The 25,003-nt window shown below is 59.2% G+C and carries 26 protein-coding genes; 13 read left to right on the forward strand and 13 right to left on the reverse strand.

The features are described 5' to 3' along the window. Positions 1-51: 51 nt before the first annotated feature. From NW805_RS03325 to NW805_RS03335, 3 genes are all read right to left on the reverse strand, one after another. On the reverse strand, positions 52-402 hold the full coding sequence (locus NW805_RS03325) for a DUF1257 domain-containing protein (protein ID WP_011433295.1): 351 nt from the start codon (positions 400-402) through the stop codon (positions 52-54). Between the two features lie 124 nt (positions 403-526). Beyond that, the gene (locus tag NW805_RS03330) at positions 527-2,038 is read right to left on the reverse strand and encodes an AAA family ATPase (RefSeq protein ID WP_414421625.1); all 1,512 of its coding nucleotides are present in this window, start codon (positions 2,036-2,038) and stop codon (positions 527-529) included. A gap of 198 nt (positions 2,039-2,236) precedes the next feature. Next, positions 2,237-2,608: a hypothetical protein gene (locus tag NW805_RS03335; RefSeq protein WP_041436554.1), complete on the reverse strand. Its 372-nt coding sequence runs from the start codon at positions 2,606-2,608 to the stop codon at positions 2,237-2,239. Positions 2,609-2,786: 178 nt separating this feature from the next. Here NW805_RS03335 and NW805_RS03340 point away from each other — a divergent pair, with 178 nt between their 5' ends. Continuing rightward, positions 2,787-2,993, forward strand: a complete 207-nt coding sequence (locus NW805_RS03340) for a hypothetical protein (protein ID WP_041436551.1) — start codon at positions 2,787-2,789, stop codon at positions 2,991-2,993. A 21-nt stretch (positions 2,994-3,014) separates the two neighbouring features. Here NW805_RS03340 and NW805_RS03345 read toward each other — a convergent pair whose 3' ends face one another. Further along, entirely contained in the window at positions 3,015-4,883 is a 1,869-nt protein-coding gene (locus NW805_RS03345; protein WP_414421626.1) for an ABC transporter ATP-binding protein, read from the reverse strand. A 230-nt stretch (positions 4,884-5,113) separates the two neighbouring features. Here NW805_RS03345 and NW805_RS03350 point away from each other — a divergent pair, with 230 nt between their 5' ends. Beyond that, a complete protein-coding gene (locus NW805_RS03350; protein WP_414421627.1) occupies positions 5,114-5,923 on the forward strand; it encodes a hypothetical protein in 810 nt (269 codons plus the stop codon). Here NW805_RS03350 and argB read toward each other — a convergent pair. Genes argB through NW805_RS03365 form a run of 3 tightly spaced genes read right to left on the reverse strand, consistent with a single transcriptional unit; the run spans position 5,920 to position 8,231 of the window. After that, positions 5,920-6,858, reverse strand: a complete 939-nt coding sequence (argB, locus tag NW805_RS03355) for an acetylglutamate kinase (protein WP_414373667.1) — start codon at positions 6,856-6,858, stop codon at positions 5,920-5,922. The two genes, NW805_RS03350 and argB, sit on opposite strands and share 4 nt — an antisense overlap. A gap of 12 nt (positions 6,859-6,870) precedes the next feature. Beyond that, positions 6,871-7,800 (reverse strand): M56 family metallopeptidase, encoded by a 930-nt coding sequence (locus NW805_RS03360; protein WP_414421628.1) that lies wholly within the window; start codon positions 7,798-7,800, stop codon positions 6,871-6,873. After that, positions 7,797-8,231 (reverse strand): BlaI/MecI/CopY family transcriptional regulator, encoded by a 435-nt coding sequence (locus tag NW805_RS03365; protein ID WP_011433287.1) that lies wholly within the window; start codon positions 8,229-8,231, stop codon positions 7,797-7,799. The genes NW805_RS03360 and NW805_RS03365 overlap by 4 nt, the downstream gene beginning before the upstream one ends. A gap of 121 nt (positions 8,232-8,352) precedes the next feature. On the opposite strand from NW805_RS03365, the gene miaB reads away from it, so the two are divergent. Then, positions 8,353-9,687, forward strand: coding sequence for a tRNA (N6-isopentenyl adenosine(37)-C2)-methylthiotransferase MiaB (miaB, locus tag NW805_RS03370; protein WP_414421629.1), 1,335 nt, complete (start codon positions 8,353-8,355; stop codon positions 9,685-9,687). A gap of 286 nt (positions 9,688-9,973) precedes the next feature. On the opposite strand, the gene NW805_RS03375 is transcribed toward miaB, so the two are convergent. Continuing rightward, positions 9,974-10,324, reverse strand: coding sequence for a hypothetical protein (locus NW805_RS03375; protein WP_414421630.1), 351 nt, complete (start codon positions 10,322-10,324; stop codon positions 9,974-9,976). 234 nt (positions 10,325-10,558) lie between these two features. On the opposite strand from NW805_RS03375, the gene gltX reads away from it, so the two are divergent. The 3 genes from gltX to NW805_RS03390 all read left to right on the forward strand — a co-directional run bounded on the left by gltX (position 10,559) and on the right by NW805_RS03390 (position 14,157). Then, the gene (gltX, locus tag NW805_RS03380) at positions 10,559-12,022 is read left to right on the forward strand and encodes a glutamate--tRNA ligase (RefSeq protein ID WP_414421631.1); all 1,464 of its coding nucleotides are present in this window, start codon (positions 10,559-10,561) and stop codon (positions 12,020-12,022) included. A gap of 78 nt (positions 12,023-12,100) precedes the next feature. Then, positions 12,101-12,907 (forward strand): GAF domain-containing sensor histidine kinase, encoded by an 807-nt coding sequence (locus tag NW805_RS03385; RefSeq protein ID WP_414421632.1) that lies wholly within the window; start codon positions 12,101-12,103, stop codon positions 12,905-12,907. Positions 12,908-13,074: 167 nt separating this feature from the next. Beyond that, the gene (locus tag NW805_RS03390) at positions 13,075-14,157 is read left to right on the forward strand and encodes an isocitrate/isopropylmalate dehydrogenase family protein (RefSeq protein WP_414421633.1); all 1,083 of its coding nucleotides are present in this window, start codon (positions 13,075-13,077) and stop codon (positions 14,155-14,157) included. 84 nt (positions 14,158-14,241) lie between these two features. Here the strand turns inward: NW805_RS03390 and NW805_RS03395 are convergent, their stop codons facing one another. Continuing rightward, a complete protein-coding gene (locus NW805_RS03395) occupies positions 14,242-15,168 on the reverse strand; it encodes a D-isomer specific 2-hydroxyacid dehydrogenase family protein (RefSeq protein WP_414421634.1) in 927 nt (308 codons plus the stop codon). A gap of 338 nt (positions 15,169-15,506) precedes the next feature. On the opposite strand from NW805_RS03395, the gene NW805_RS03400 reads away from it, so the two are divergent. From NW805_RS03400 to queA, 4 genes are all read left to right on the forward strand, one after another. Continuing rightward, a complete protein-coding gene (locus tag NW805_RS03400) occupies positions 15,507-16,718 on the forward strand; it encodes a phosphodiester glycosidase family protein (RefSeq protein WP_414421635.1) in 1,212 nt (403 codons plus the stop codon). A 1,074-nt stretch (positions 16,719-17,792) separates the two neighbouring features. Then, on the forward strand, positions 17,793-18,500 hold the full coding sequence (locus NW805_RS03405; protein WP_414421636.1) for a cob(I)yrinic acid a,c-diamide adenosyltransferase: 708 nt from the start codon (positions 17,793-17,795) through the stop codon (positions 18,498-18,500). 123 nt (positions 18,501-18,623) lie between these two features. Then, positions 18,624-19,205, forward strand: a complete 582-nt coding sequence (gene dcd / locus NW805_RS03410; RefSeq protein ID WP_011433274.1) for a dCTP deaminase — start codon at positions 18,624-18,626, stop codon at positions 19,203-19,205. An 83-nt stretch (positions 19,206-19,288) separates the two neighbouring features. Next, complete coding sequence (gene queA / locus NW805_RS03415) at positions 19,289-20,467, forward strand: tRNA preQ1(34) S-adenosylmethionine ribosyltransferase-isomerase QueA (RefSeq protein ID WP_414421637.1); 1,179 nt, start codon at positions 19,289-19,291, stop codon at positions 20,465-20,467. Here queA and NW805_RS03420 read toward each other — a convergent pair. The 4 genes from NW805_RS03420 to NW805_RS03435 all read right to left on the reverse strand — a co-directional run bounded on the left by NW805_RS03420 (position 20,464) and on the right by NW805_RS03435 (position 23,203). Then, on the reverse strand, positions 20,464-21,168 hold the full coding sequence (locus NW805_RS03420) for an HAD family hydrolase (protein WP_414421638.1): 705 nt from the start codon (positions 21,166-21,168) through the stop codon (positions 20,464-20,466). The two genes, queA and NW805_RS03420, sit on opposite strands and share 4 nt — an antisense overlap. 193 nt (positions 21,169-21,361) lie before the next feature. Continuing rightward, positions 21,362-21,631 (reverse strand): hypothetical protein, encoded by a 270-nt coding sequence (locus tag NW805_RS03425; RefSeq protein WP_414421639.1) that lies wholly within the window; start codon positions 21,629-21,631, stop codon positions 21,362-21,364. A 12-nt stretch (positions 21,632-21,643) separates the two neighbouring features. After that, positions 21,644-22,924: a beta-ketoacyl-ACP synthase II gene (gene fabF, locus NW805_RS03430; protein ID WP_414421640.1), complete on the reverse strand. Its 1,281-nt coding sequence runs from the start codon at positions 22,922-22,924 to the stop codon at positions 21,644-21,646. A gap of 33 nt (positions 22,925-22,957) precedes the next feature. Continuing rightward, entirely contained in the window at positions 22,958-23,203 is a 246-nt protein-coding gene (locus NW805_RS03435; protein ID WP_414343279.1) for an acyl carrier protein, read from the reverse strand. A 231-nt stretch (positions 23,204-23,434) separates the two neighbouring features. On the opposite strand from NW805_RS03435, the gene rpsF reads away from it, so the two are divergent. The 3 genes from rpsF to NW805_RS03450 all read left to right on the forward strand — a co-directional run bounded on the left by rpsF (position 23,435) and on the right by NW805_RS03450 (position 24,923). Next, positions 23,435-23,725 carry a 30S ribosomal protein S6 gene (gene rpsF, locus NW805_RS03440; RefSeq protein ID WP_414421641.1) on the forward strand — a complete coding sequence of 97 codons (291 nt, stop codon included), beginning with the start codon at positions 23,435-23,437 and terminating at the stop codon, positions 23,723-23,725. Positions 23,726-23,798: 73 nt separating this feature from the next. Further along, positions 23,799-24,197, forward strand: coding sequence for a single-stranded DNA-binding protein (locus NW805_RS03445; RefSeq protein WP_414421642.1), 399 nt, complete (start codon positions 23,799-23,801; stop codon positions 24,195-24,197). A gap of 27 nt (positions 24,198-24,224) precedes the next feature. After that, the gene (locus NW805_RS03450; RefSeq protein WP_414421643.1) at positions 24,225-24,923 is read left to right on the forward strand and encodes a M14 family zinc carboxypeptidase; all 699 of its coding nucleotides are present in this window, start codon (positions 24,225-24,227) and stop codon (positions 24,921-24,923) included. Positions 24,924-25,003 lie beyond the last annotated feature (80 nt).

Genomic DNA, 25,003 nt, shown 5'->3' on the forward strand with positions numbered 1-25,003 from the left:
CTAACTTTAGTCGGTGTAGATCGCTGCAGCGATGGCGAGACAGGATCCGGCCTAGTGCACCACCACTTTAACGTTGGCGTTGTTCAGGCCAGGACGCTTCACCTCGGCCAAGGTCTTGTTGACGGCGTACTTTTGGTTGATGGAGTTGATCAACTCGGTTTGGTTGTGCTTCTTGGCCACGCCCCACAGATCGGCGATCAGGTCGTAGGAACCGTCGGGATTCTTCGACCAGCCCAGGTCGTAGTCGCCTTCCAACTGAGCCACGATGTCAGCGCGAACACGCTGGCCGTTGTAGCCACGCACGTCGGCGTTCAGCTTAACGGTGTAGCCGAGATCGCGCAGAGAGTTGATCAGGACTTGACCGTCAGTGATTTTGGTACGCAGGGTGCTAAAATGAGACATGGTGTTTCTCTCCTTTGTATAGGGGTTGGAACATCGACACAAACAATGGGCACTGTTCTTTGGGGAAGGTTTGGGCCCTGCCGTCCCTGCTTCTGTCAAGGTAGCTTTGGATCCTCACCTCCTCCTAGAACTCCAGCCGCTGGTACTCGGCTACAGAGGCCGCTGCAGGCCGAGCCCGCTGCTGGGCCCATTCCCTCAACGCTACCACTTGCTCCGTCATGGTGCGAGATAGCGGTTGAGTTGCTTTCGTTGCTGCCAAAATGTCCAGTTGGGTAAATTCGCGGTTCTGGGCAAACGCTTCGTACATGGCAGCAATCAAAACTTGTTCGATCTCCGCGCCGGAGAAGCCTTCACAGGCTGCGGCCAACTGGCGCAGATCAAAGCGGCTGATGTCGCGCCGCCGCTTCTTCAGGTGGATCTCGAAAATCTCCATCCGCTCGTTGATGTTGGGGAGATCCACGAAGAAAATCTCGTCAAAACGGCCCTTGCGCAGGAATTCACCCGGCAGACGATCCACACGGTTGGCCGTGGCCATGACAAAGACCGGCGAGCGCTTCTCCTGCATCCAGGTCAGGAAAGAGCCAAAGATGCGGCTGGAGGTGCCCCCGTCAGAATCGCTGGAGCCTGCTGATCCAGCAAAGGCTTTGTCCAGCTCGTCGATGAAAAGGATGGCAGGGGCGAGAGATTCAGCAGTCCGCAGGGCACTGCGCAGATTTGCTTCCGATTTGCCCACCATGGAGCCATCATAAACGCGGCCCATGTCCAGACGCAGCAGGGGCAGGCCCCAGAGACGGGCAGTGGTCTTGGCGATCAGCGACTTACCGCAGCCGGGCACGCCCAGGATCAGCAAGCCCTTGGGGGCAGGTAGCCCGTAGGCGCGGGCTCGCTCGGTAAAAGCCTCGGAACGCTGCAGCAACCAGCGCTTTAACTCCTCGAGGCCGCCAACGGCGTCGATGGTCTCGTCCTCTTCGATAAACTCGAGAATGCCGTTGCGCCGGATCAGTTGCTTCTTCTCAGAGAGGATGATGTCTACTTCTGCCTCGGTGAGGCGACCATGCATCACCACAGCCTTGCGGTAGACTTTTTCTGCCTCGTCCTGCGTTAGGCCCAGGGCCGCCTTGAGCAACTTTTCGCGGGTATCAGGAGCCAAAGGCAGGGAGCGCGGGATCTGCTCCAGCTGGCGGTTGAGGGCGCGCTCCAATGTGGCCATGTCCGGCAGGGGGAAGTCCACTACGCAAATGTCTTTCTCCAGCTCGACCGGGATCACCTGCACCGGCGACATGAGCAGGATGGTTTTGTGGGATCCCTTCAGGCTGGCAATAGCATCCCGCAGCCAGCGCTTCACCTCGGTGTTGTCCAAGAAGTCATGTAGGTCTTTGAAGACGCAGATGGCGGGATCCTTTTGCTCCATTACCCACTGGATGGCGGGCTGGGGGGATTGGGTGTTGTGCTGGGTGAGGCTGCGGGGGTTGCCGTATTCGACGATGCCGTGGGTAACTGTCCAAATGAATAGGCGACGCTGAGGCTTAAGGGTGCGGGCAATTGCTGCCAGAGCCGCTTCTGCCCGTTCCTCCTCTGGAGTCAGCAGGTACAGCAGTGGGTATTGAGCTTGAATGAGGATGCTTAGCTCTTGCATGGGAAACACCAACTGCAGAGGGGAAATTTCAGGAGCCGCCAGAACGGTTGAAAAATGGGGTTCGAGTTGCCTAGGTATTGGATTGCACTTGGGAGTACGCCCTTGTTGGATGGATTTTGAGAGGATTTTAGAAGCCTTCTGTGTTGCTGTCTGCTCCTATCAGCTCAAGTTCCTGAAGGGGGCCCGCTTGGGAGCGTTCTAGCAGGGTACCAGAGCATCCTGCCGTTGCTCTTCCGAGCCAGCAGCCGATCCCCAGTATTCTGGCTCCACCTCTTCAAGGATGGCTTCGGCAGCCGATGTCTGGTGCAGGGAAACCACCTCTCCATCGCGGATAACAAATGGGTGACTACACTTGGGACATTGATGGACACGATAGGCGCTACCTTGTACCCCTTCAATGACCTCTGGGTGAAGCAGATAGAAGGTAATGGCCTTCTCTGCCACTGCCGACATCGGCTCCCGCTCCACGGCAGCCCGAATCTTCAGATTCCGGTGCAGCTCAGGTGAGAGATACAGGGTCACCTTCTGCTTGGACTCTGTGCCTTCCACTACCTCTGGCCGATGATTCATGGCTAACCGCTTTCTTTGAATTGCTTGCCAAACTTGGGGCCTATCATAGCCAGTCTGCCGGCTTGACGGCAAGTTTTTAACAATCTGTAACAAACAATTTTCTTGATGGCCCTCTGTGGATACCTGCGGCTGGGGGAGTAGGCTAGGTGGAAGACAAGGAGCGGAATGTCCAATCCCTATGGAACGCTTGATCAACACCCTCAGCAAAAATTTCTCTAGCTGGGGCCGCCGTGCCCTGGTGCAGGCCAGCGATGGTTTGGCCAGCTTGAGAGACACTGCCGTGGATAACGGCAATCTGTTACTCTGCAAGGCTCGCATCGCGTTCGCGGATGCCAGCTTCACCACCCTAAAGGCAATTCGGTCTCGCTTTGGCGCCAGTCGCTGACGGTTGGGCAGAAGCACCCTGCTAGCCGCCCAGATCTTGCAGCCGATAGAGGCTGGCATAGAGCCTGCTGAGGGCCATGAGCTCGGCATGGGATCCCTGCTCCTTGAGTTCCCCCCGCTGCAGAACCAAAATGCGATCCACATTGCGGATGGTGGAAAGGCGGTGGGCGATGATCAGAGCGGTGCGATCCCGCAGCAGGGTGTCTAGAGCGGATTGCAGGAGGGCTTCGGTGCCCACATCCAGGCTGGCCGTGGCCTCATCCAAGACCAAGATTTTGGGATCCCGCCACATGGCCCGCACAAAGCTGATAAGCTGTTTCTGGCCGCTGGAGAGGTTGCTGCCCCGCTCTCGCACAGGGGTGGCGTAGCCTTGGGGCAAATTGCGGAGGAAGTCATGCAGGTTGAGTTGGCGGGCGACCTGCTCCACTGCCGCTAGATCTGCCTTCTCTCCTAGGGTGATGTTTTGCTGGATATCCCCGGAAAACAAAAATCCATCCTGCAGGATTACCCCTAGGTGGCGGTGCAGCTCAGCCTGGGGGAGATCCCGAATATCAACGCCGTCAATGCGAATAGATCCCTGGGTTACGTCGTAGAGACGGCAGAGCAAGCGAATAATGGAGCTTTTCCCGGCTCCCGTGGGCCCCACCAGGGCCACTTTTTCTCCGGGGCGGATGGTGAAGGTGAGGTCTTTGAGCACCCACTCCCCGGGGTTGTAGGCAAACCAGACGTGCTCGAACTGCACCTCTCCTCTGGCATTGGGGGGCAAGTGGCGGGGCTGAGCGGGATCCCGGATGGCAACCGGCAGGCTGAGGATGGCGTCGATGCGCTCGACGGCGGTGAACCCCGCCTGTAGGGCCGTAAACTTTTCGGCCAACTGCCGCAGCGGGTTGAAAAACCGTTGCGAAAAGAGAACAAAGGCGTAGAGGCTGCCAAAGGTGAGGGGTTCCCCGGGCAGGGGCAGGGATCCCGTCCATCCCCCTCCAAGTGAGCCTCTACCGGCTGACATCACCTGCTGCCCGCCCACCCAGAGCAAAGCCGCCACGGCCAGCCAAGACACCCACTCCAAAACGGCAGAAAGGGCAGAATCATAAAGGATGGTTTGATCCACTTCCCGGATGTAGCGGCGGTTCATGGTTTGAAAAATCTCGCTATTGAGCCGCTCCCGCCGAAACAGTTGCACCACGGTAATGCCCAAGATGTTCTCCTGGATCCAGGAGTTCAGCTTGGAGAGTTCTTCGCGCACGCGAAAGTTGGCATCCCGAAAGCGGCGCTGCAACTCGAGGACAACAGCGCTGATGGGCAGGACGATGAGGATTAGCAGCAAGCCCAGATCCCAGCGTTGGCTGAGCATGACCACCGCGATCACCCCCAGAGTAAACAGGTCGCTGACAATGCCGACGGCACCGGTGGAAAAGACATCCCCCAAGGCTTCCACGTCGCTGGTGATGCGGGTGATCAACTTGCCCACCGGGGTGCGGTCGAAAAACTGAGCCGGCAAGGCCAGAATGTGGGCGAAGAGATCGTCGCGGATGTCGCGGGTCATCAACTGCCCCAGCTTTTGGCTGACATACCCTTCCAGGGCTTGGAAGAGCCAGCGAACCAGTACCGTTAGGATCAACAGCCCCACATAGGGCCAAAGGTCGGAGAGGATCCCGGCCTCACCTCGTTCCAGCGCTCGGGCAATGGGGCCATCCAGAGCCCGCTGTAGGATCAGAGGCTGCACCGCATCCGCCAAGGCCAAAGGGGGCAGAAAGGCCAAGGCCGCCAACACCAGCCTGAGGTGCCGACGGGCATAGGGCCAGAGCAGCCGCAGCAGCCGCCAATCGCTTTCTCGCCGAGGGCGGGGATCCCTACTTAAATCGGTATCGGGGGGAGAGGCGGCAAGGCTCACAGGCTTACACCCAAGAACAACAAAGACAACTCATAGAGAGCACTGATCTACTCTAAGCGCTCTCCCTGAGGGAGAGGGAGTTTGGGATCCGCAAGGGTTTCCTCGCCATTGGGAATGGCTATAGCTGCACCCCTAATGGCTCTGGGACGGACGGAAAACTGGCCGCTTCAGGAGCTTCTGGCCGCTCGGTTCGGGCAGGCTGTAGGCAGCTTGATGAGGAGAAACCGGCAATGTCTTACTCAACCTCTTACTCCGTGTCTTACTCGAAAATCTTTTTCCCAGTTTGGGTGGCGGGGCTGCTGTTGTTGATCGGCGGCGGGATCCTGTTTGGCCTGTTGCGGGCTTTTGGGCTACCTATTGGGGAGCTGGCCGATTGGGCCATTGGGATCGCCAGCTTTTGGTGGCTGGTGGTGATCGTCACCCTTCCCTGGAACCTCTACTTTCAGGCCAAGGCCGTTCAGCAGGAGGCGGTTGTGTCTCAGGAACGAGGGATCCCGGTGGAAGATTCAACGTTTGCCTTCCTGCAAAAGCTCAGCTGCTGGTCGTTGCGCATAGCCATTGCCCTGCATGGGCTGTCGGCTCTGGTTTTCTACGGCCTGGCGGCTGGGCAGGTGACCCCCCTCGGCTACCCCAGCGCTGTGGCTGCCCTGTTGTTGACGGCTCTGCGCCCGGCCATCCGCGGCTACGAGTATTTGGCCGACCGCTTGGCCCAGTTGCAAGGGCAAATCCGCATCCCTCGCGAAGATGCCCTCGAGCTGGCGGAACGACTAGAGCAGTTGCAGCGCCAAGTCGAGCAGTTGCAGGAGCAATGGGATCCCGGCAAGCCCGGTTCTTGGGCCCAACAAGAGGAAGAAACCCGGCGCTACCTACGGCAGGAGCTGGCCGCGCTCAAGGCCCAACTGGAACAGTTGCGGGCCAGCAACGAGCTAGACCACAGCCAACTGCGCCAAGAGACCCGCCAAGCTGTGGCTCAGCTCAGTGTGGATAGCCAATTTCTCGGCCATGTGCGGGAGATCCTGCGCTTCATCAAGGAAGCCTAGCGGGATCCGTTGTTCAGCCCTTCCAACTGGGCGGAAAACTGAGAAGGAACAAGCTTGGTGCCCACCCCGGCATCGGTCAAAATCTCCAGCAGCAGAGAGTGAGGGGATCCCCCATCCAGAATGTGGGCTGCCCGTACCCCTTGTGCCAAGGCGCGAATGCAACACTGCACCTTCGGGATCATGCCGCCCTTGACGACACCGGCTTGGATCAACTGGCGAGCCGTCTCGATATCCAGCAACGTAATCAGAGAGCTGCGATCCTGAGGATCTTTGAGAATGCCAGGGGTGTCGGTGAGCAAAATCAGCTTTTCTGCCCCCAGAGCAGCCGCCAGTTCTCCCGCCACCGTATCGGCGTTGATGTTGTAGGCTTGGCCTGTCTCATCGGCAGCCACACTGGAGATCACCGGAATCTGTCCACCTTCCAATAGGGTTTGCAGCAACTGGGGGTTGATACTGCTCACTTCCCCAACAAAGCCAATCTCCGCCCGGCCCTGGGATCGCGCTTTGATCAAGTTGCCATCCCGCCCGCACAGCCCCACCGCCGATCCGCCGGCCAAGCTGATGAGCTGCACGATCTGCTTATTAACCTTGCCCACCAACACCATCTCCACTACTTCCATGGTGGCGGCATCGGTAACCCGCAAGCCATCCACAAACTTGAAGGGAATGTCCAGTTTTTGTAGCCAACTGTTGATCTCCGGCCCCCCCCCATGCACCAACACCGGGCGGATCCCCACACAGGCCAGAAAGACGATGTCTCGGAGCACCTCGGCCCGTCGCTCTTGATGCACCATAGCTGCGCCGCCATATTTGATGACAATGACGCGGCCTTGGTACTGCTGAATGTAGGGTAGCGCTTCGATGAGGATCTGCGCCCGCGTGAGGGGATCACAGGCCGACCCAGTCGCCTCAGAAAGGGAAGAGTTGGTTTGCACCGCCGTAAGTCCCTAGAAGTTCAGAAAACCTGACCCAGAGTATCGCATTCTGCAGATCCTCAGGTATGGAACGGGATCGCCAGCAAAGGCAACAGGGCCAACCCCAACCAGGCCCAACCCCGAATTAAAGAAAAATGGGGCGGGGGGAGCAACAGGCCCTGACTCTGCCTGCCGCAACAGGGCATCGATACGCTCTTGCAGCCGCTGCCTTGGGTCTGAACTCACGGTCATTGCAAAGCCAACCCAAGCTGCCGCCGGTTGCTCCACCACGCCATAGCCCACCACCTGCAGCAGGGCCTCTCCCAACAGCAAGGGATCCACCCGTTGGGCAGCCCAGCGATCCGCCCGCAGTTCCCGCAGAGTGAGCAATTCCTGCCAGAGGGCCTCGGTGTTGGGCAGCCAGCCGGTGAGGCGTCGCAGCCAGCCCACCCCAAACATCCACAGGGTGTCGCGGTAGTGGCGATGGGCTTCTTCGTGAGCGATTACAGCCCGCAAGTGCTCATCATCCAACTGCTCCAGCAGGCCGCGGCTGACCACCAACTGGGCATTCCACACCCCCACTTGGGCAGCAAAAGGGATCTCCAAATCCAGCACATAGGCCGGAGAGCCATGCAAATCCACCTGGGCCAGAGCTTGCAGGTGGGCACGTCGATAGGAGCGCCAGTATTCCCAAATCCAGTGCAAGGCCACGCCGCCGGCCACGGCCAGCAACAGCAGAGCACAGCCGTAGCAGAACCAGCCCCCCACCCCGGCCATTTGTCCCCACGGCCCCATCCAGGCCAAGGCCAAAGCAGTGGTCAGCAACAGCAGCGGGGGCAGCAAGAAGTGGATCCAAGCCCGCTGCCAACGTCGGCCCCATCCCCCACTCCTGTCCAGGCGCACCTGGGCTCGCCACAGGCAACTGAGGCCCAAGCCCAGCAATAACATGCCCAAGTGGCTCATCGCGGATCCCTCCTGGCTTGACGGGCTGCCCGCAGCCGTTCGGCAATCGCCTGCAACTGGGACACGCTGGCCTGATCCAGGCTATCGGCAAAGGCTGCCACCGTATCGGGATCCCCTACAGCCAAAAACTGCTGCAGGTGGGTGAAGGCCCTGAGGCTGGCCGCTTCCTGACGAGAAAGACGAGGCCGCCACAGCATGGGCAGATTCCGCCCTTGGGGATCGGTGCGGCGCTCACAGCTCACCCAGCCCTTCTGGCTCAAGCGCTGCAAAACTGTGGTCACAGAGGCATAGGCCAGCTCCCGATCCGGATCGGCCAAGATGCGCTCGTGGATTTGACGGGTGCTGGCACTGCCCAGATCCCAGAGGATGTCCAAGATTTCCGACTCCAGAGGGCCCAGCGACAGTTGCTTGGGACGATGCTTGGGCAACATGAGCCTTTGCCGGTGTAGGAATTTCTATCTAGCTAGATTAACTGTTGGAGTCTCAAGCCCCGCAGCCATTTTAAGGATCCGCTAAGCTCGAAGATGGTGGTTCTTCGTACTGTTTCTTCCCATGGCTGCTCCCACCTATTACACCATCACCTTCGGCTGCCAAATGAACCGCGCCGATACCGAGCGCATGGCCGGGATCCTGGAGTCCCTGGGGTATGTGGCCACCGAAGATGAGTTGCAGGCGGACTTAGTTCTCTACAACACCTGCACCATCCGCGACAATGCTGAGCAGAAGGTCTATTCCTACCTGGGCATCCAGGCACAGCGCAAGCGCAAGAACCCGGCCATCAAGCTGATCGTGGCCGGCTGTGTAGCCCAGCAAGAGGGGGAGAAATTGTTGCGCCGCGTCCCTGAGCTGGATCTGGTCATGGGCCCCCAGTACGTGAACCGCCTTGGGGATCTGTTGGCGCAGGTGGAAGCCGGAAACCAGGTGGTGGCCACCGAGCCGGTTGAGATCCCAGAAGACATCACCAAGCCCCGTCGCGACAGCCAGGTCACTGCTTGGATCAACGTTATCTACGGTTGCAACGAGCGCTGCACCTACTGCATCGTGCCGCGGGTGCGAGGGCAAGAGCAGTCCCGCCAGCCCCAGGCCATCCGCGCCGAAATCGAAGACGTGGCCAGAGCAGGCTATCGAGAGGTGACGTTGCTGGGGCAGAACATCGATGCCTACGGACGGGATCTGGATCCGAAAACCAACCTGGCCAGCTTGTTGCGCTTCGTCCATTCGGTGGAAGGTATTGAACGGATTCGCTTTGCCACCAGCCACCCGCGCTACTTTACCGAGGAGCTGATCGCCACCTGCGCCGAGCTGCCCAAAGTCTGCGAGCACTTCCACATTCCCTTCCAGGCGGGCAGCAACGAAGTGCTCAAGCGGATGCGGCGCGGCTACACCCACGAGCGCTATCGCCAGATCATCCAGCTCATCCGCCAATACATGCCCGAAGCCGCCATCAGCGCCGATGCCATTGTCGGCTTCCCGGGAGAGACCGAAGCTCAGTTCCAAGAAACCCTGCAACTGGTGCAGGACATTGGCTTTGACCAAGTGAACACCGCCGCCTACTCCCCTCGTCCCGGCACCCCCGCCGCTGAGTGGCCCGACCAAGTGCCCGAGGAGGAAAAAAGCGACCGCCTGCAACGGCTGAACCGACTGGTGGCCGAGGTGGCCGCCGCCCGCAGTGCCCGACTTCTAGGCCAGGTGCAAGAGGTGCTGGTGGAAGGCCCCACCCCGAAACACCCCCGCCAGGCAATGCGGCGTACCCGCGGCAATCGCGTGGTGTTCTTTGAAGGCAATCCGGAGCAACTGCAGGGATCCCTGGTGCCGGTGCGCATTACCGCCACGCGAGCTTTTTCGCTGACCGGAGAGGCAGTTACCGTCCGCGCGAGCGAGCCATAGGATGAAGGCTCTCACAAACACAACTTTCCCCAGTTCCCTCTTGTCCGATTGCGCCGGCGGAGCGCCTCTCCAGGGAGCTGTTTCGCTGAGAAAAACCATGCCCTCCTGGGTGAACAGCTTTAAGGCAACCGCCAGGCAGTCACTGCCCTTTCCGCCACGCCGACCAGGGCACAACCACCGCCCTAGCTAGCTTTCTTCCGCGCAGCAGTAGAACGGAGCTTCATACACAACGTTTTGGCAACAGCAACAGGCCGGCGCTGGAACAGGCCCCGAATACCTGCCCTGCCTAGCGCAAGATTTCAAAATCCAAAACGGGCTCTGTCTGGGTCACGCGGTAGTACCCGGCCTGGGTACGAACCGAAGCTTGATAGGGGCTGGGCAAATCCAGCGAGCGCAGGGGTGGGATGTTGGTGCGCTGGTTCAGCAAAGTCGTGAAGAAGGCGGTGGTCTGCCGGGCCTGGGAGCGCACCACCTCCTCAGGGAAAATGACCGGATCCACATTCCTGCCTGTATCCAACAGGATCCTATCCAGGGCATCTCCCACCGGATAGGAAGGATAGGCAATTTGGGCCAAGGCGGATCCAGCCGGGATCCCGGCGGACAGACAACCCAGAAGAATGGCCAAAGTCAGACGCATGTGCTGGGATTCCTCCTGCGCTACAGCTTTTCCTCAACACTGGAAAAAAGGGGGGGTTGGACATTGCCAGTCAACCTTGATCCCCGTGCAGCCTACCTTTTGACCGGCAGCTAGAGCGGATTCTACTCGAAATGCCTCAATTGGCAACCGCCTGCAACCCAATGGAGGGCCAACATGACAAAGGATCTCGCCGCCGACTAGGATCAGGATGCTCTGCTTGGGATCCTTAGACCTGTGAGTGTTTGTGTTCGCATTGCCCCCAGCCCAACCGGAAATCTGCACATCGGCACCGCCCGAACGGCAGTGTTCAACTGGCTGTATGCCCGTCGCCACGGTGGCCGGTTCATTTTGCGCATCGAGGACACCGACCGCGACCGCTCTTTGCCCCGCTACACCCGCAACATTTTGGCGGGCCTGGCCTGGTTGGGCCTAGACTGGGACGAAGGGCCGGTCTACCAATCCAAGCGCATCGAGCGCTATCAAGCGGTGGTACAGCAGCTTCTAGATCAAGGGCTGGCCTACCGCTGCTACGTCAGCGAGGCAGAGCTGGAGGAGATGCGCGCTGCCCAGAAGGCTGCCGGCAAAGCCCCCCGCTACGACAACCGCCACCGCTTTCTCACCGAAGCCCAGCGACGAGCCTACGAAGCCGAGGGTCGGCAGCCGGTGATCCGCTTCAAAATCGAGGAGCCCCTGGAAGTGTCTTGGGTGGATCTCATTCGCGGCCCCATTACCTGGAACACCCAGGACTTGGGGGGGGATATGGTCATTGCCCGGGCGGATGGCTGCCCTCTCTACAACTTGGCGGTGGTGGTGGATGACATCGACATGGGCATCACCCATGTGATTCGCGGCGAAGATCACATCGGCAATACCCCCAAGCAGATTTTGCTCTACCGCGCTCTTGGCTACGAACCTCCCCAGTTCGCCCATTCTCCGCTAATCCTGAACCCGGAGGGGAAAAAGCTCTCCAAACGGGATGGGGCAACTTCGGTGACGGAGTTCCAGCAGCTGGGCTTTTTGCCAGAAGCTCTCAAGAACTATTTGGCCTTGCTCAGTTGGTCTCCTCCAGATGGGGAAGAGCTTTTCTCTTTGGAAAAGGCGGCTGCGCTGTTCGACTTTGACCGGGTTAACCGTGCGGCTGCCCGCTTTGACTGGGACAAGCTCAACTGGATCAACAGCCAGTACATCAAGCGGCTTTCCCCGCCAGAACTGGTGGAGCGGCTCACCCCCTTTTGGCAGGCGGCAGGGTTTGACCTTTCCGGAGTGCCGGATCCCACCTGGTTAGAAGATGTGGCCCGCCTGATTGCCGATGGCATCGACCGCCTGGCAGAAGCTCCTCCGCTCAGCCGCTTTTTGTTTCAGGAGCCCCTCTGCTACACGTTGCCAGCTCTGGAACAGTTGCGCCTGCCTGGGGTGGCAGAGGCTATGGCTGCTATGGCTGCCACGCTGGCTGCTGCCGAGCTGCCTCAGGTTAACGACTCCGTCCCGCTGACGCGAATGGTGGACAGCTTGAAGCCGCTGGTGGATCAGGTGGCCAAAGCCCAGAACATGAAAAAGGGCCTGCTGATGAAGAGTTTGCGGGCTGCCCTGACAGGAGATCTAGAGGGGCCGGATTTGCTGCAATCTTTTGCGCTTCTGCAGCGGCGGGGCTGGGCCTTGGGGCGGTTAGAGGCTGTGCAGAAGTTGGTTTCTTGTTGATGGAAGTTTATCTCTTGCTGTTAAGCCTTCGGTTGCCTCTGTTGAAAGTGCTCCGCACCGCTGCCGCGATGGGATCCCATGCTGCTAGGCCAGCTACAGGCTGCAAACCAAATTGTCCAAGAACTGGTGCTGCTCTCTTCTCAGTTGTCTTCCCCATCCTCTTCGGACTCTGTAGAGACGAGGGAGCTGGAGCAGTGTGTGCTCAAGTTGGCCCAGACCTTGGTACGGCAGATGGTGGATCGTCTGGGTGCAGCCTCAGCTCGCCTTTGGTTTTTCGACCCGCAGGAAGGATGTTTTCAGTCGGTGGCCCATGCCGGCCTGCTCAGTCCTGCTCATGACCAAATTCAGCGGATCTACCCTGACGACAGCCCTTTGGGGCGGGTGGCCCAGGAGGGTCTGCCGCTTTTGAGCAACAATCCCGCCCAAGAAGCCTGGATGCCCGCCCCGGAGTGGGTGAAGGCCAATGGCTTGCGAGGCTTTGTTGCCTACCCGATTAACCGGGGGGAGGAGCGGCTGGGGGCTTTGGCTCTGCTGAGCCGGACACCTCTGGAAGCCAGCTTTCTGATTGTCAAACACGCGGGGGCACGGCGCATCGATCTCATCATTCAGCCCAAGGTTCAACAGGACGCCGGTTCCTCTATCAACCCTCAGGCTCCCTACACCCACTTGGAGCTGAAGATCATCGACGATGGCTGCGGTATGCCGGAGTCCAAGAGCGGGGCGGATCCCGCCCAGCCGTCTGGCCATGGACACGGGTTGCTCAACATGCGCTACCGAGCCGAGTTGATCGGGGCAAGCATTGCTTGGCGTAATCGCCGCTTTGGCAGTGGCACAGTTGTAGAGCTGCGAGTCCCTCTGCCGCCGAGTCCCCGATCTTGCGGCTAGCCCCCCCTTTTCTGAGGTAGCAGACGCAGCATTTTCAGTCTCAACCTGTTCTATAGTCGTTTAAGCTCAAGGGTTCCCGGTTCTCTAACCTGTCTGGTGGAGGGATCCTCTCACGCTGGCAAGGCGGAGTTTTTGCGCTGTCGTTAACACTGCGAGGAGAAGCATCTGTGGCCTATCGTGTGACTTTGATCCCTGGGGATGGCATCGGCCCGGAAGTGGCCAAGGCGATGACCACGGTCTTGGAGGCTACCGGGGTTGGGTTGGAATGGATCCCGGTAGAAGCAGGAGTGGAGGTGATCGAGAAATACGGCACCCCCTTGCCGCCCCAGGTGTTGGAGTCCATTCGGGAAACCAAAGTGGCGATCAAAGGGCCGATTGGCACTCCCGTAGGTACTGGCTTTCGTTCGGTCAACGTGGCCATTCGCAAGGAGCTGGATCTCTACGCCAATCTGCGCCCGGCCAAATCCATGCTCGGTGTCAAAAGCCCTTTTCAAGACATTGACCTAGTGGTGGTGCGGGAAAATACTGAAGATCTCTATGCCGGGATCGAGTTTGAACGGGGCACGCCGGAAGCCATCCAAGCGCGGGAGGAAATGATGCGCCTCTCCGGCAAACCCATCCGCGAGGGATCCGCCATTGGCATCAAGCCCATTTCGGACTTCGGCAGCCGCCGCATTGTCAAATTTGCCTTTGAGTACGCCCGCCAGAATGGCCGCAAGAAGGTGACGGCAGTTCACAAAGCCAACATCATGAAGTTCACCGATGGCTTGTTTTTGCAGGTGGCACGGGAGGTGGCCCAGGAGTACCCCGACATCGAGTTTGAAGATCGCATCGTGGACAACATGTGCATGCAACTGATGCAAAAGCCGCAGCTCTACGATGTGCTGGTGCTCACCAACCTCTATGGGGACATCATTTCCGACTTGTGCGCGGGGATGATCGGCGGGCTGGGGGTGGCGCCAGGAGCCAACATTGGCGATGGGATTGCGGTTTTTGAGGCCATTCACGGCTCTGCTCCCAAGTACGCTGGCCAAAACAAAGTCAACCCCTGCGCTCTGATCCTCTCCGGGGCGATGATGCTGCGCTACCTGGGAGAGCGGGAGGCTGCCGCAAGGGTGGAGGCGGCGGTGCAGGCGGTGATCGCCGAGGGCAAGCAGGTCACCTATGACCTGGCCACAGGGGATCCCGTCGGCACTCAGGAGATGGCCAAGGCCATTGCTGCCCGCGTGCAGGAGATGGCTCCGCAGTAGTTGGGATCGCTGATTGGGGATCAATCAAACGTTCTGACTCCGCTCTCCCCTCTCTCTTGGGAAGAGTCAGTGGGGGTGAGGGCCTCAATACCCCAAAACCGGATCCACCACCCCCAGCAAGGGATCCCCGGCCCGGAAGCGCCGCACATTTTCTCGCACCCGCTTAGAGAGGGCTGGGACAATCATGGCATCGGTAAGAGCAGTGTGGGGGGTAATCAGGCAGTTGGGCAAGCTCCAGAGGGGATGCCCATCCGGTAGGGGCTCGGGATCCGTAACATCCAAGGCAGCCCCGCGAATGACCCTCTGCTGCAGGGCGGCCACCAAGTCGGAGGTCACGATGTGTTTTCCTCGCGCCACATTCACCAGCCAGCACTGGGATCCCATCTGCTCCAACTCAGCTTGGGCGATGATCCCCTCGGTTTCCGGCGTGAGGGCCAAAGCCAGGATCACCACATCTGCCCCTGCCAACACCGTTTGCCGTTCCGCGAGCGTCACCACCCGTGTGGCACCCGGCAAGGGATCCGCCTTGCGACGCACCACGTCGATGGAGCATTGAAAAGGCTGCAACAGCTTGATCAACTCTTGGGCGATGCCCCCGGCCCCGAAAATGACCACACGGCTACCCCAGAGGCTGGTACCGGAGCCCTCCTGCCAAGTTTGGGCCAAGGCGCGGATCTTCAAGTCGCGCAAGCCGGCCAAGGTCAGGGCCAAGGCATGTTCTGCCACCGGTTGAGCATAGACTCCCTTGCCACAAGTCCACACATAGGCAGGATGCAAAACCCCTGCCCGGACAAAAGGCTCTACCCCCGCCCAGGGCAACTGCACCCAGCGGATCCCTTTCCCTTCCGCCAGACAACGCTTCAGGCCAGGCACATCAAAGGCATCGGCCCAGACCAAGGCTTCTGCTTCTGCCAGGGGCACAATTTCGCCACCCCCTGCCAAAACAGCCTCTTTGAGCCAGGGGCGAAGATGGCCGGGTTCGACGGCAATGCGTTTGCCTTGGATGCCCATAGGAACCGTTGGATAAGGCTTTCCCCTTGCCAGGATACTGTCGGCAGAGCGAGAGATGGCATGCACGGGCAGCCGCAAAAACCGGTGATCGAGTGTTAAGGGATCCCAAAGGGATCCTGGGCCACTTCCATAGGATCGCTAGGGTGAAAATTAGGGCTGCTGTGTTGGCTCAATCCTTAAGTAGGTAGCATTCCCCAATGACCCTATCCGAACTGCTGATCTTGGTGACGCTGCTCTTTCCCGGGATCCTGTTGTCGCTCATTGTGATGGGAACCTTTGCCGCAGGGGGATAATCATCTCCCCCAATGACAATGGTGAAGCCCTAAAGACGTGAAGACATGTCCAAAACCAAGCTGAGCGCCTGGGTCATGGGCTGGGGGTTAGCCTGCACTGCTGCTCTCTTTTTGCCCAGCGTGGCTGCTCAAGCTCAGGTGACCCTCGGTGTGCAGCCGGTGCGGGTGGTGCAAGGGATCCCTTTGCACCAGAAGGAGGTTTGGGTTGGAGACAATCGGATCCCCGTTTCTATCGTGGTCATTTCTCTCGCAGCGGGCCAACTGCGGCCTATCTGGGCTGCACCTGCGGGGCTGGTGGGTCTGGGGGAGCTGTCTTCCTTTGGCCCCGAACAGGGAGCAGTAGCCGCCATTAACGGTGGGTTTTTCAACCGCAACACCCGTCAGCCGCTGGGGGCAATTCGTCGGGATGGCCGTTGGATCTCCAGCCCCATTTTGGGTCGTGGGGTCATCGCCTGGTCGGATGGGACGGCAGGGCAAGAAGGGGGATCCGTGCGCTTTGCCCGTTTGCGGATGCAAGCAGAGCTGCGCAATGCCATTGGGGATCAAATCCCAGTGGTGGGCATCAATACAGGCTATATCCTGCCCGGCATCTCCCAGTTCACCCCCGACTGGGGATCCACCTACACCACCCAAACGGACGACGAAATGCTCGTGATGGTGCGGCAGGATCAGGTGCAAGAAATTCTGGTGGCGGGCCTGGCCGGCAGTTTGACGGTACAGATTCCCAGCGAGGGGTATGTATTGGCAGGGCGGGGGCTAGAAGGTGCCCTAGAAGCCCGCAAGCTGGTTCCCGGGGATCGCCTCAGCCTTCATCTGCGCTTGGATCCGCCCGAGCTGGAAGCTTATCCCCACATCCTAGGGGCAGGGCCGCTCTTGCTCTTGGATGGGCAGGTGGTTTTGGATGCCCGATTGGAGGCATTTCAACCCCTCTTTCGCCGGCAGCGAGCCGCCCGCAGTGCCATCGGCCAACTGGACAGCGGACATTTGCTGCTGGTGACCGCCGGCAATGCCCAGGAAAACCAAGGGCTTACCCTGCTGGAGATGGCGCAGTTGATGCAGCAATTGGGCTGTCGCCATGCCCTGAACTTGGATGGGGGCAATGCTTCCACCTTGGTGCTGGGGGGAGAGGCCGTCAATTTGGAACACCGACACCCAGAAGCCAGCCCACCCAACAGTGAGACGGATCCCAGTCCCTCCCGGCGGCGTACACCCCGAGTTCACAATGGCCTAGGGTTTTTCCCAAGCCCAAGTCGGTGACAGAAAACTTTTGTGCCGGCGGGATGGAGTCTTTTCCCTTTGATCCAGGGATCGAGGGTGGGATCCCCGGACTTTCTGGCTGATTGGATGAGGGGTCAAGTATTCTCCAGGATTGGATCTACCTTCTCAACAAAAATCTCTCCTCGCCAGAGGAAGGACTCGGCTTTGATTGCGCAATGGGATCCCGGCAATCTCAGCACCCAAAGCCCCAGAGCTTTTTCAGGTCAATTTTAAGTGGGATCCAAACTGAACGCCCAATGCTCATTTCTCATAACAGAAATAGAGATTAAATTAAGTAGAAAACATTGGCCTTGAGACCGGTAAGAAAAATGATCAAAGAGGCGATCTCTTGAAGAAGACGACCTCAGAGTATAAAAGGCACGCAATTCTTTACGCTTCTGCTAAATCAGATGCTGGTTTTCAAAAAAGTATTGTCAATAATCCATTTTTTGACGAAGATGATTGACGAATTTATATTTCTTCACTCTCGAGGTTAGAAATTAACTCCTTGGACTTTTGGTTACAATTCTCTCTACTACGAATGTTCGCTAATGTGTAGGCCTACCCGGCTCCCGACCAAATGTATAGTTATTTTAAAAATGACTATCTCTCCTGGTGGACAAGGCTTTTGGGGTAGGTTGACCCTTGCTCCTCTCTCGTGGGTGGGCTGCTGGTACTGGCATTCCTGTTTGTGAGAGTTAATCTTATTTGGAAGAAATTGATCTTTTTCTCAAATTTTTATAGAGCACCTCTATACTCAAGTGAGATAGCCCTGCACACAAGCTTCTGGGCTAGGCCTGAAATTTTATTGAGATCCCCTGTCAAAGCTTTTCAGGTATTGCCTCTTGTGCCAAAAGGCTAGGATGGGCAAGGATTGTATTTTCTATTACTCTATTGGGGATGATTTGTATGCCAGCTAGAAGCAGAACCGACTCATTGACGGATACGCACAGGTGGTGTTTCATGGAATCCATAGCCGACGCTCTCCACCACTTGTAGGCCCTATAACCTAGGGCCGTGTTCTCTAGCCTGCTCGCGAGATAGAACGTGGTTTGCACTGCTTCTCCAAATCCTATGCCTTCCTCCAAGGATGCCGCTCCTGTAGCCCGCGCCAAACAGCCTGCGCCTCAAGCCAGCCCTGCTGCCGGCGAGCTTTTCCTTCAGCAGAATGGATCCCTCTCCGCCCAGTTGGTTCCCCAGGGATCCCTGCAGCTTTACACCCACCCCAGCCGGGGCATGTTTACGCCCGTCATGGCTCAGGCGATGCGCTTGGCAGGCCAGGGAACGCGGGTGCTGATCGTGCAATTTCTCAAGGGTGGGATCAATCAGGGGCCCGAAAATCGTCTCTCCCTGGGCAGATCCTTGGAGTGGGTTCGTTGTCGCCTGCACCGCTGCATCGATACACCTCACCTAGAGCCTGAGGAGCGGGTGGCATTGGATGAGCTGTGGCAATTTACCCAGGAGGCTGTCAGGAGTGGCCGCTATGACTTGGTGGTGTTGGATGAGCTGAGCTTGGCTGTGAAGTTGGGCCTGATCCCAGAAGCGGAAGTGCTGAGCTTAATCGACCAACGCCCCATCTCCATGGACATGGTGATCACCGGGCCGGAGATGCCAGATTCGTTTCTGGAGCGGGCCGACTTGATCACGCAGCTGCGCCTACGTGGCATCCCAGGCCCAGGGCTCCGCACTGCCGATGGGAATGTTGCCTGTTCTCTGGATCCCCCTCAAGTCAGCGGCACAGGTGCTATGCCTACAGCAGCCCATGTTGCTCCGCACCGCTAGCGCAAACAGTTTCCGCTCCGAAAGACCTAGGCAACACGGGTCGCGTCAGGGGGGCGGAGTCCCAATAAGACTGGAGCTTGTCCACCAGATGTGCCCTCACTCTCCAGGAAGCCGGCTGTAGCCATGTTGAAAAACGACCGCTGGATCTGTGAGCAAGCGCGGCGAGGGATGATCGAGCCGTTCTGCCCTGAGCTGGTGCGCGCTGTTGAATCTCGGCCCGTTTTGAGTTACGGGCTGTCTTCCTACGGCTACGACATCCGCTTGTCGCCGGTGGAGTTCAAGATCTTCCGCCATGTGCCCGGCACAGTGGTGGATCCCAAACGGTTTAACCCCAAGAATCTGGAAGCGGTGGAGCTGCACCACGACGAGATGGGGGATTACTTTATCATCCCGGCCCACTCCTATGGGTTGGGGGTGTCTTTGGAGCGGCTGCAAGTTCCGGATAACATTACCGTGATCTGCATTGGCAAATCTTCCTATGCCAGGGTGGGCCTGATTGCCAACCTGACGCCCGCTGAGGCGGGATGGCGGGGTTATCTCACCCTGGAGTTTTCCAACGCCTCCAGCGCCGACTGCCGTGTGTACGCCAACGAAGGGGTGGTCCAGCTTCTTTTTCTGGAAGGGGATCCCTGCCAAGTGACCTACGCCGACCGCGCCGGCAAGTATCAGGATCAGCCGCAGCAGGTGGTGGTGGCCAAGGTTTAGCTGCTTCCCTCAAAAGGGAGAGGGTTGGCGGGATCCGGTTGGCTATGCTGGATCCACGTAGAACCCCATCTTGATTCATCTCCATGCCTGACTCTTTTTCGCCTGCTGCCGCTCCCCCCGGTGAGGCTGAGCCTTTGGGCGATAGGGAGTCCAATCCCGATCTGCTCACAGCTTCCTACGATTACACTCTCCCTCCAGACCAGATTGCGCAAACGCCGGTGGAGCCCAGGGATCAGGCGCGGATGCTGGTGGTGTACCCGGATAGGCACGAGCATCGCCGCTTCTGCCATCTGCCCGACTACCTGCGGGAGGGGGATCTGCTGGTTCTCAACGATACCAAGGTGATCCCGGCCCGCCTGTTCGGGGCCAAGGAACCCTCCGGGGCGCGGGTCGAAGTGTTGCTGCTGGAGCCTTGTCTGGAAGGGATCCCTGCCGCTGCGCAACCTCTGCCAGATCAGGCGTGGAACTGGCGGGTTTTGGTCAGGCCGGGCAAACGGGTGAAGGTGGGGGATCGGATTGGTTTTTGGAGCAAGCAGGGATCCCCCTCTGGGCTGAGAGCCACTGTCCTGGATTTGGATCCGGAGACCGGTGGGCGAGTGGTGCAGTTTGAGTGGGAGGGGGCACAGCCTTTTGAGGAAATCCTGGAACAGGTGGGCCGGATCCCGCTTCCTCCCTACATCAAGGCTTCCGGATCCCCGGGCTCAGGACAAGTTCGCCCTCAAGACTACCAAACCCTCTGGGCCAAACACCCCGGCTCGGTGGCTGCTCCCACGGCAGGGCTGCATTTTACCCAGGAGCTGCTGGAGCGGCTGGCCCAAAAAGGGATCCAAACGGCCTACATCACCCTGAACATCGGCCTGGGTACCTTCCGACCGGTGGAAGCGGAGCGGGTAACCGAGCATCGTCTCCACAGCGAGTGGCTCAAGGTGCCGGCAGAAACGGTGGCAGCCATCCAAAAAGCCCAAGCCCGAGGGGGGCGGGTGATCGCGGTGGGAACGACTGTGGTGCGCTCTTTGGAAACCGCGGCAGCCTCTGGCACCTTGCAGCCTTGGCAGGGGAAAAGCGATCTATTCATCTACCCCGGCTACTCCTGGCGGGTGATTCAAGGACTGGTCACCAATTTTCATCTGCCCCGCTCCAGCCTGATGATGCTGGTGGCTGCGCTGATCGGGCGGCAAAGGCTGCTGGATCTCTACCGAGAGGCCGTCGACCAGGGGTATCGCTTCTATTCCTTTGGGGATGGCATGCTGATCCTGCCCTAGGGCTGGGGCTGACCTCCCTGGGATCCCTTGAAGGAACCGGCCTCCGCCTCTCCTTCAACTGGGGTCGAAGGACGGTTTTGCCCGCCGGCAAACCAGTTCCGGATGCGATCCCATTCCACCTGATGGTAGCCGTCCACCGCCCAATTGGCCCGCCGCTGCAGCATGTGCAGAGGAAAGAAGGTGGCCAGAGCCAGCACCGGGATCCCTGCCGAACGGGCTGCCTGAATGCCAGAGTAGGTGGCTTCAATGCTCAAACACGCCTGGGCGGGCAATTCCATCCGCTGCAAAAGCAGGCGGTGCAAGTGTCCTGGGGAAAGCATTGGGCCTGCATCATCCCCCGTCACTCGGTAGGATCCCCCATCGGTCAACCGCGTCAGGGCCGGGCAGCATGGCTGGAAGCGCTCCAGAAAAGCGGTCACCTCGGCTGCCGCTTGGCCGCACAGCAGGCCGACCTTCAGTTGCAGCCGCTCCAGCGTCTCCAAAGTTTCCCTCAGGCCGGGAATGAGAGGCAGCTCCCTTTGCCCCTGCAAAGCCTGCTGGTAGTATAGGGCCTTGCGTTTCAGCAGCTCTTCCAGCTGCTTGGGGTTGAGCACCCGCCCCTGCTCCCCCCACAGAGCCGGCAGGCGCTCTCGATCCGGTCGGCCCAGGTATTGCAGCCGGTAAAGCTCCGCTGCCCAGGGGATCCCGACTTCGGCCAGCACAGGTTCCAGGGGCGCAGGTTCTCTTCCACCAGCAGTTGGTTGATGGCCTGTAGGTGCAAGTTCTCGTCATCGGCCACCACTCCACTCCAGCTCAAGATCACCCCTTGCAGTCCCATAGGGGGGACATCACCCTCTGCTAACGACCGCAACCCAACTGCCGGATCCCTGCTTCAGATCACAGCAGATGGCTTGTCTATCCATTTTGAACGCGACGCTCGAACTCTTCGCGGGTGGCGTCCACCAATTGCACCGCCTCTGGATAGAGTTCAGGATGGTTTTGCTTCAGCCAACTGAGCACCCGCGCCAATTGAGCTGCACACAGATCCAAATCCGCTTGAAAAATAACCGCCGCCGCCATGTGCTGAGCATATTCGGGCGGGTGACCCTGCTGCGCCAGCTCCGCCGTCAAAGCGGCCAAGGCTTGTTGGCGAACTGAGGGCAGTGAACTTTCGGGAGAAGACATAGGCCAAGCCCTTCAAGCGGGAGAGTAGCGGCGCAAGGCCAGCGTGACGTTGTGCCCACCAAACCCAAAGGCATTCACCAAAGCGGCCTCAACAGCCATCTGCCGCCCCTTGTGGGGGACAAAATCCAGCCCTTCGCACTCGGGATCGGGGTTGTCCAAGTTGAGGGTGGGAGGAACCCAGCCGTGGTGGATGGCCAAAGCTGTGGCCACCGTGGCAATGCCGCCCGCTCCCCCCAACAGGTGGCCGGTCATGGACTTGGTGGCGCTGATGGCCAAACGGGGGGCATGCTCGCCAAAGACCGACTTGATGGCCTGGACCTCGGCGATATCCCCTACAGGGGTGCTGGTGGCATGGGCATTGATGTGTTGCACATCCCCAGGCTGAAGCCCGGCATCCTTGAGGGCCAGCCGCATCGCCCGGGCCGCTCCCTCGCCGCCGGGGGCAGGGTTGGTCATGTGGTGGGCATCGCAGGTGAGGCCATAGCCGACTATCTCCGCATAGATCTTGGCCCCGCGGGCGCGGGCGTGCTCCAACTCCTCCAGCACCAGGATCCCTGCTCCTTCCCCCATGACAAAGCCATCCCGATCCCGATCAAAGGGCCTACAGGCTTGCTCCGGGGTGTCGTTGCGGGTGGAAAGGGCCTTCATGGCACTGAACCCCGCCATGGACAAAGGGGTGACCGCCGCTTCCGTGCCACCTGTAATCGCCGCTTGCACCTCTCCCCTCTGGATGAGCCGAAAGGCATCGCCAATGGCGTTGGAGCCAGAGGCACAGGCCGTAACTGTGCAGGAATTGGGGCCTTTGGCGCCAAAATGAATGGCCAGGTGACCCGCAGCCATATTGGCGATCATCATGGGCACCATGAAGGGGCTACAGCGATCCGGCCCTTTCTGCAGATAGATGGTCTGCTGCTCTTCCAAGACGCGGATGCCGCCGATGCCGGTGCCCAAGATCACCCCCACTTGCTCGGCGTTGAGATCGGTGATGTGAAAGTCGGCGTCCTCCAAGGCTTGCCGGGTGGCCGCCATCGCCAGGTGCACAAAGCGGTCGGTGCGCTTGACATCCTTGCGATCCAAGTAGTCGAGGGGATCAAATCCCTTCACCTCTCCGGCAATACGGCAATCGTGGCGGGAGGCATCAAAATGGGTAATCGGCCCAATGCCGCAGCGCCCTGCCAGCAGGCTCTGCCAAAACTCGGCAGGAGAGTTGCCGATGGGGGTGACCGCGCCCAGCCCCGTAATCACAACGCGGCGGGTTGGCCTGAGAGCAGTGGCGGGATCCAGAGTAGCCATCGTCCGGTGTTAGCCCAGGGGTATGGAGGCAGATTAGGCAGCTTTCTTCGAGAGGATGTAGTTGACAGCGTCTTGCACGGTGGCGATCCTTTCTGCATCTTCATCGGGGATCTCCAGGTCGAATTCCTCTTCAAAAGCCATGACCAGCTCCACCGTATCAAGGCTGTCGGCCCCCAGGTCGTTCTGGAAATTGGCTTCTGGGGTCACTTTGTCATCTTCCACGCCCAGTTGATCGGACACGATCTTACGAACACGGCTGTAAACTTCGTCTGCGCTCATGCTTGGAATCCCAACTCTCGATTCAGCGTGTCTTGGCCGGGCCAACCAGCGGCCAATGAAGCAATCCCTATTGTATCGGACAATGGATTCCCTCTTGTGAGCAGCCTCACCTGCATTGGCTGCTGCGGCCAGGGTATGGGAATTGGGCGGCAGCCTTTTCGGTTGTGGGAAAGAAAAGCTAGTATAGTCCACTGCGTCTCTACCACTGGATTCTAAGGAGAACTTGCTTCCATGCCCCGCGCTTACGAAACGATGCTGATTGTGCGTCCTGATCTGTCAGATGAACCCCTCGAACAACTGCTCAGCAGTCAGGAGGCAATCCTGCGAGAGAACGGAGTAACCCACGTGGAGATTACCAATAGGGGCAAGCGCCGCTTTGCCGGGTTTGAGATGAAAAAGTTCAAGGAGGGTCTGTACATCCAGTTCAACTACGAAGCCGAACCCGATGCGGTGGCTGCCTGGGAGAAAAACCTGCGCATCAACGAGAGTGTGCTGCGCCACATGACTCTCCGCGTCGGCTAGGTTTGACGGCATCCTGGCCTGCGGGCATGATGGAAGTGCCCTGAGCTGCCCCTTATCCCTGGATGGCTCCGTTATGAACTCGATTGTGTTGATGGGCGAGGTTCTGTCTGAGCCAGAGCTGCGCTACACCCCTGGTAACTTAGCTGTTGCGTCCTTGGTGATTGGCTTTCCCAGCTTGCGCCCGGATGAGCCGCCCTACCGGGTGCGCGTTTCCTCTTTTGGAGAACTGGCCAAAAGGGTGGTGGACACCTGCCATGTGGGCGACCAAATCACAGTGGAAGGCCAACTGCACATGAATGTGGTGGAGCGAGATGGGCGCAAGGAAAAGCTGGCCGAGATCACTGCGCGCCGTGTCCATCAGCTGGGATCCGCTCGCGTCCTCTCTCTGACGGGGATGGGCGAACCGGCGATTGTGGAATCCTCTGAAGGGGATGTCCCTTCCCCACCCGATCCCAACGATATCCCGTTCTAGAGGTTGTGAGATTTGTCGGGATCCCCCATGTCTCAAAAACTTGGCGAACCCTTGGGATCCCTGCAGGTCATCGGCTACTCGGTGCAGGGACGTCCTATTCACCTTTGGCAGCTCACCCAAGGGAGCCGCTCCTTGCTGCTGATCGGCGGAGTACACGGGGATGAGGTGGAGGGCTATGCCCTGATCGAGCGCTATGTGGCCTCGGGGAGATGGGGATCCTTGGCCGGGAAGGCGACCCTATGGGCAATCCCTCGCTTGAACCCGGATGGCTGTGCCTTGGGGCAACGTCTCAATGCCAACGGCGTCGATCTCAACCGCAATCTGCCCACCCAAGATTGGATCCCGGCCTCTTTGGAAGCTCGCTATCCGCCCGGAGCAGCCCCAGGCTCCGAGCCCGAGACGCAGGCGTTGTTGGAGGGCTTGGCCCAGATGCGGCCCCAATTTATCCTTTCTGCCCACTCCTGTCAGGCACACCCCTGTGTGAACTACAACGGCCCTGCCCTTGAGCTGGCCCAGGTGATGGCCGCTTGCAACGGCTTGCCCATTACCGCCGACATTGGCTACCCTACCCCTGGTTCTCTGGGCACTTGGGCAGGGCAGGAACGGCGGATCCCAACCCTAACGCTGGAAATCCTGCGGGGCACTCCCCTCGATCAAGTCTGGCAAGAGCAGGCCGAGGCGCTGCAGGCGGTGTTGGAGTGGGCGGCCCAGGGCGATGCCTTCTGACCGGTGTCAAGATCTCTGAACTTTCGTTGCCAATCTGCCTAGTTCGTTCAAGATATCTGGGGTTTTCTCGCCCAAATCTT

Source organism: Synechococcus sp. W60.1 (genome assembly GCF_047461575.1).
GTDB lineage: Bacteria > Cyanobacteriota > Cyanobacteriia > Thermostichales > Thermostichaceae > Thermostichus.

Coding starts and splice junctions, on each gene's coding strand:
- NW805_RS03325 (WP_011433295.1), bottom strand. CDS start 402: ATGTCTCATTTTAGCACCCTGCGTACCAAAATCACTGACGGTCAAGTC.
- NW805_RS03330 (WP_414421625.1), bottom strand. CDS start 2,038: ATGCAAGAGCTAAGCATCCTCATTCAAGCTCAATACCCACTGCTGTAC.
- NW805_RS03335 (WP_041436554.1), bottom strand. CDS start 2,608: ATGAATCATCGGCCAGAGGTAGTGGAAGGCACAGAGTCCAAGCAGAAG.
- NW805_RS03340 (WP_041436551.1), top strand. CDS start 2,787: ATGGAACGCTTGATCAACACCCTCAGCAAAAATTTCTCTAGCTGGGGC.
- NW805_RS03350 (WP_414421627.1), top strand. CDS start 5,114: ATGTCTTACTCAACCTCTTACTCCGTGTCTTACTCGAAAATCTTTTTC.
- NW805_RS03360 (WP_414421628.1), bottom strand. CDS start 7,800: ATGAGCCACTTGGGCATGTTATTGCTGGGCTTGGGCCTCAGTTGCCTG.
- NW805_RS03365 (WP_011433287.1), bottom strand. CDS start 8,231: ATGTTGCCCAAGCATCGTCCCAAGCAACTGTCGCTGGGCCCTCTGGAG.
- miaB (WP_414421629.1), top strand. CDS start 8,353: ATGGCTGCTCCCACCTATTACACCATCACCTTCGGCTGCCAAATGAAC.
- NW805_RS03375 (WP_414421630.1), bottom strand. CDS start 10,324: ATGCGTCTGACTTTGGCCATTCTTCTGGGTTGTCTGTCCGCCGGGATC.
- NW805_RS03385 (WP_414421632.1), top strand. CDS start 12,101: ATGCTGCTAGGCCAGCTACAGGCTGCAAACCAAATTGTCCAAGAACTG.
- NW805_RS03395 (WP_414421634.1), bottom strand. CDS start 15,168: ATGGGCATCCAAGGCAAACGCATTGCCGTCGAACCCGGCCATCTTCGC.
- NW805_RS03400 (WP_414421635.1), top strand. CDS start 15,507: ATGTCCAAAACCAAGCTGAGCGCCTGGGTCATGGGCTGGGGGTTAGCC.
- NW805_RS03405 (WP_414421636.1), top strand. CDS start 17,793: ATGCCTTCCTCCAAGGATGCCGCTCCTGTAGCCCGCGCCAAACAGCCT.
- dcd (WP_011433274.1), top strand. CDS start 18,624: ATGTTGAAAAACGACCGCTGGATCTGTGAGCAAGCGCGGCGAGGGATG.
- queA (WP_414421637.1), top strand. CDS start 19,289: ATGCCTGACTCTTTTTCGCCTGCTGCCGCTCCCCCCGGTGAGGCTGAG.
- NW805_RS03425 (WP_414421639.1), bottom strand. CDS start 21,631: ATGTCTTCTCCCGAAAGTTCACTGCCCTCAGTTCGCCAACAAGCCTTG.
- fabF (WP_414421640.1), bottom strand. CDS start 22,924: ATGGCTACTCTGGATCCCGCCACTGCTCTCAGGCCAACCCGCCGCGTT.
- NW805_RS03435 (WP_414343279.1), bottom strand. CDS start 23,203: ATGAGCGCAGACGAAGTTTACAGCCGTGTTCGTAAGATCGTGTCCGAT.
- rpsF (WP_414421641.1), top strand. CDS start 23,435: ATGCCCCGCGCTTACGAAACGATGCTGATTGTGCGTCCTGATCTGTCA.
- NW805_RS03445 (WP_414421642.1), top strand. CDS start 23,799: ATGAACTCGATTGTGTTGATGGGCGAGGTTCTGTCTGAGCCAGAGCTG.
- NW805_RS03450 (WP_414421643.1), top strand. CDS start 24,225: ATGTCTCAAAAACTTGGCGAACCCTTGGGATCCCTGCAGGTCATCGGC.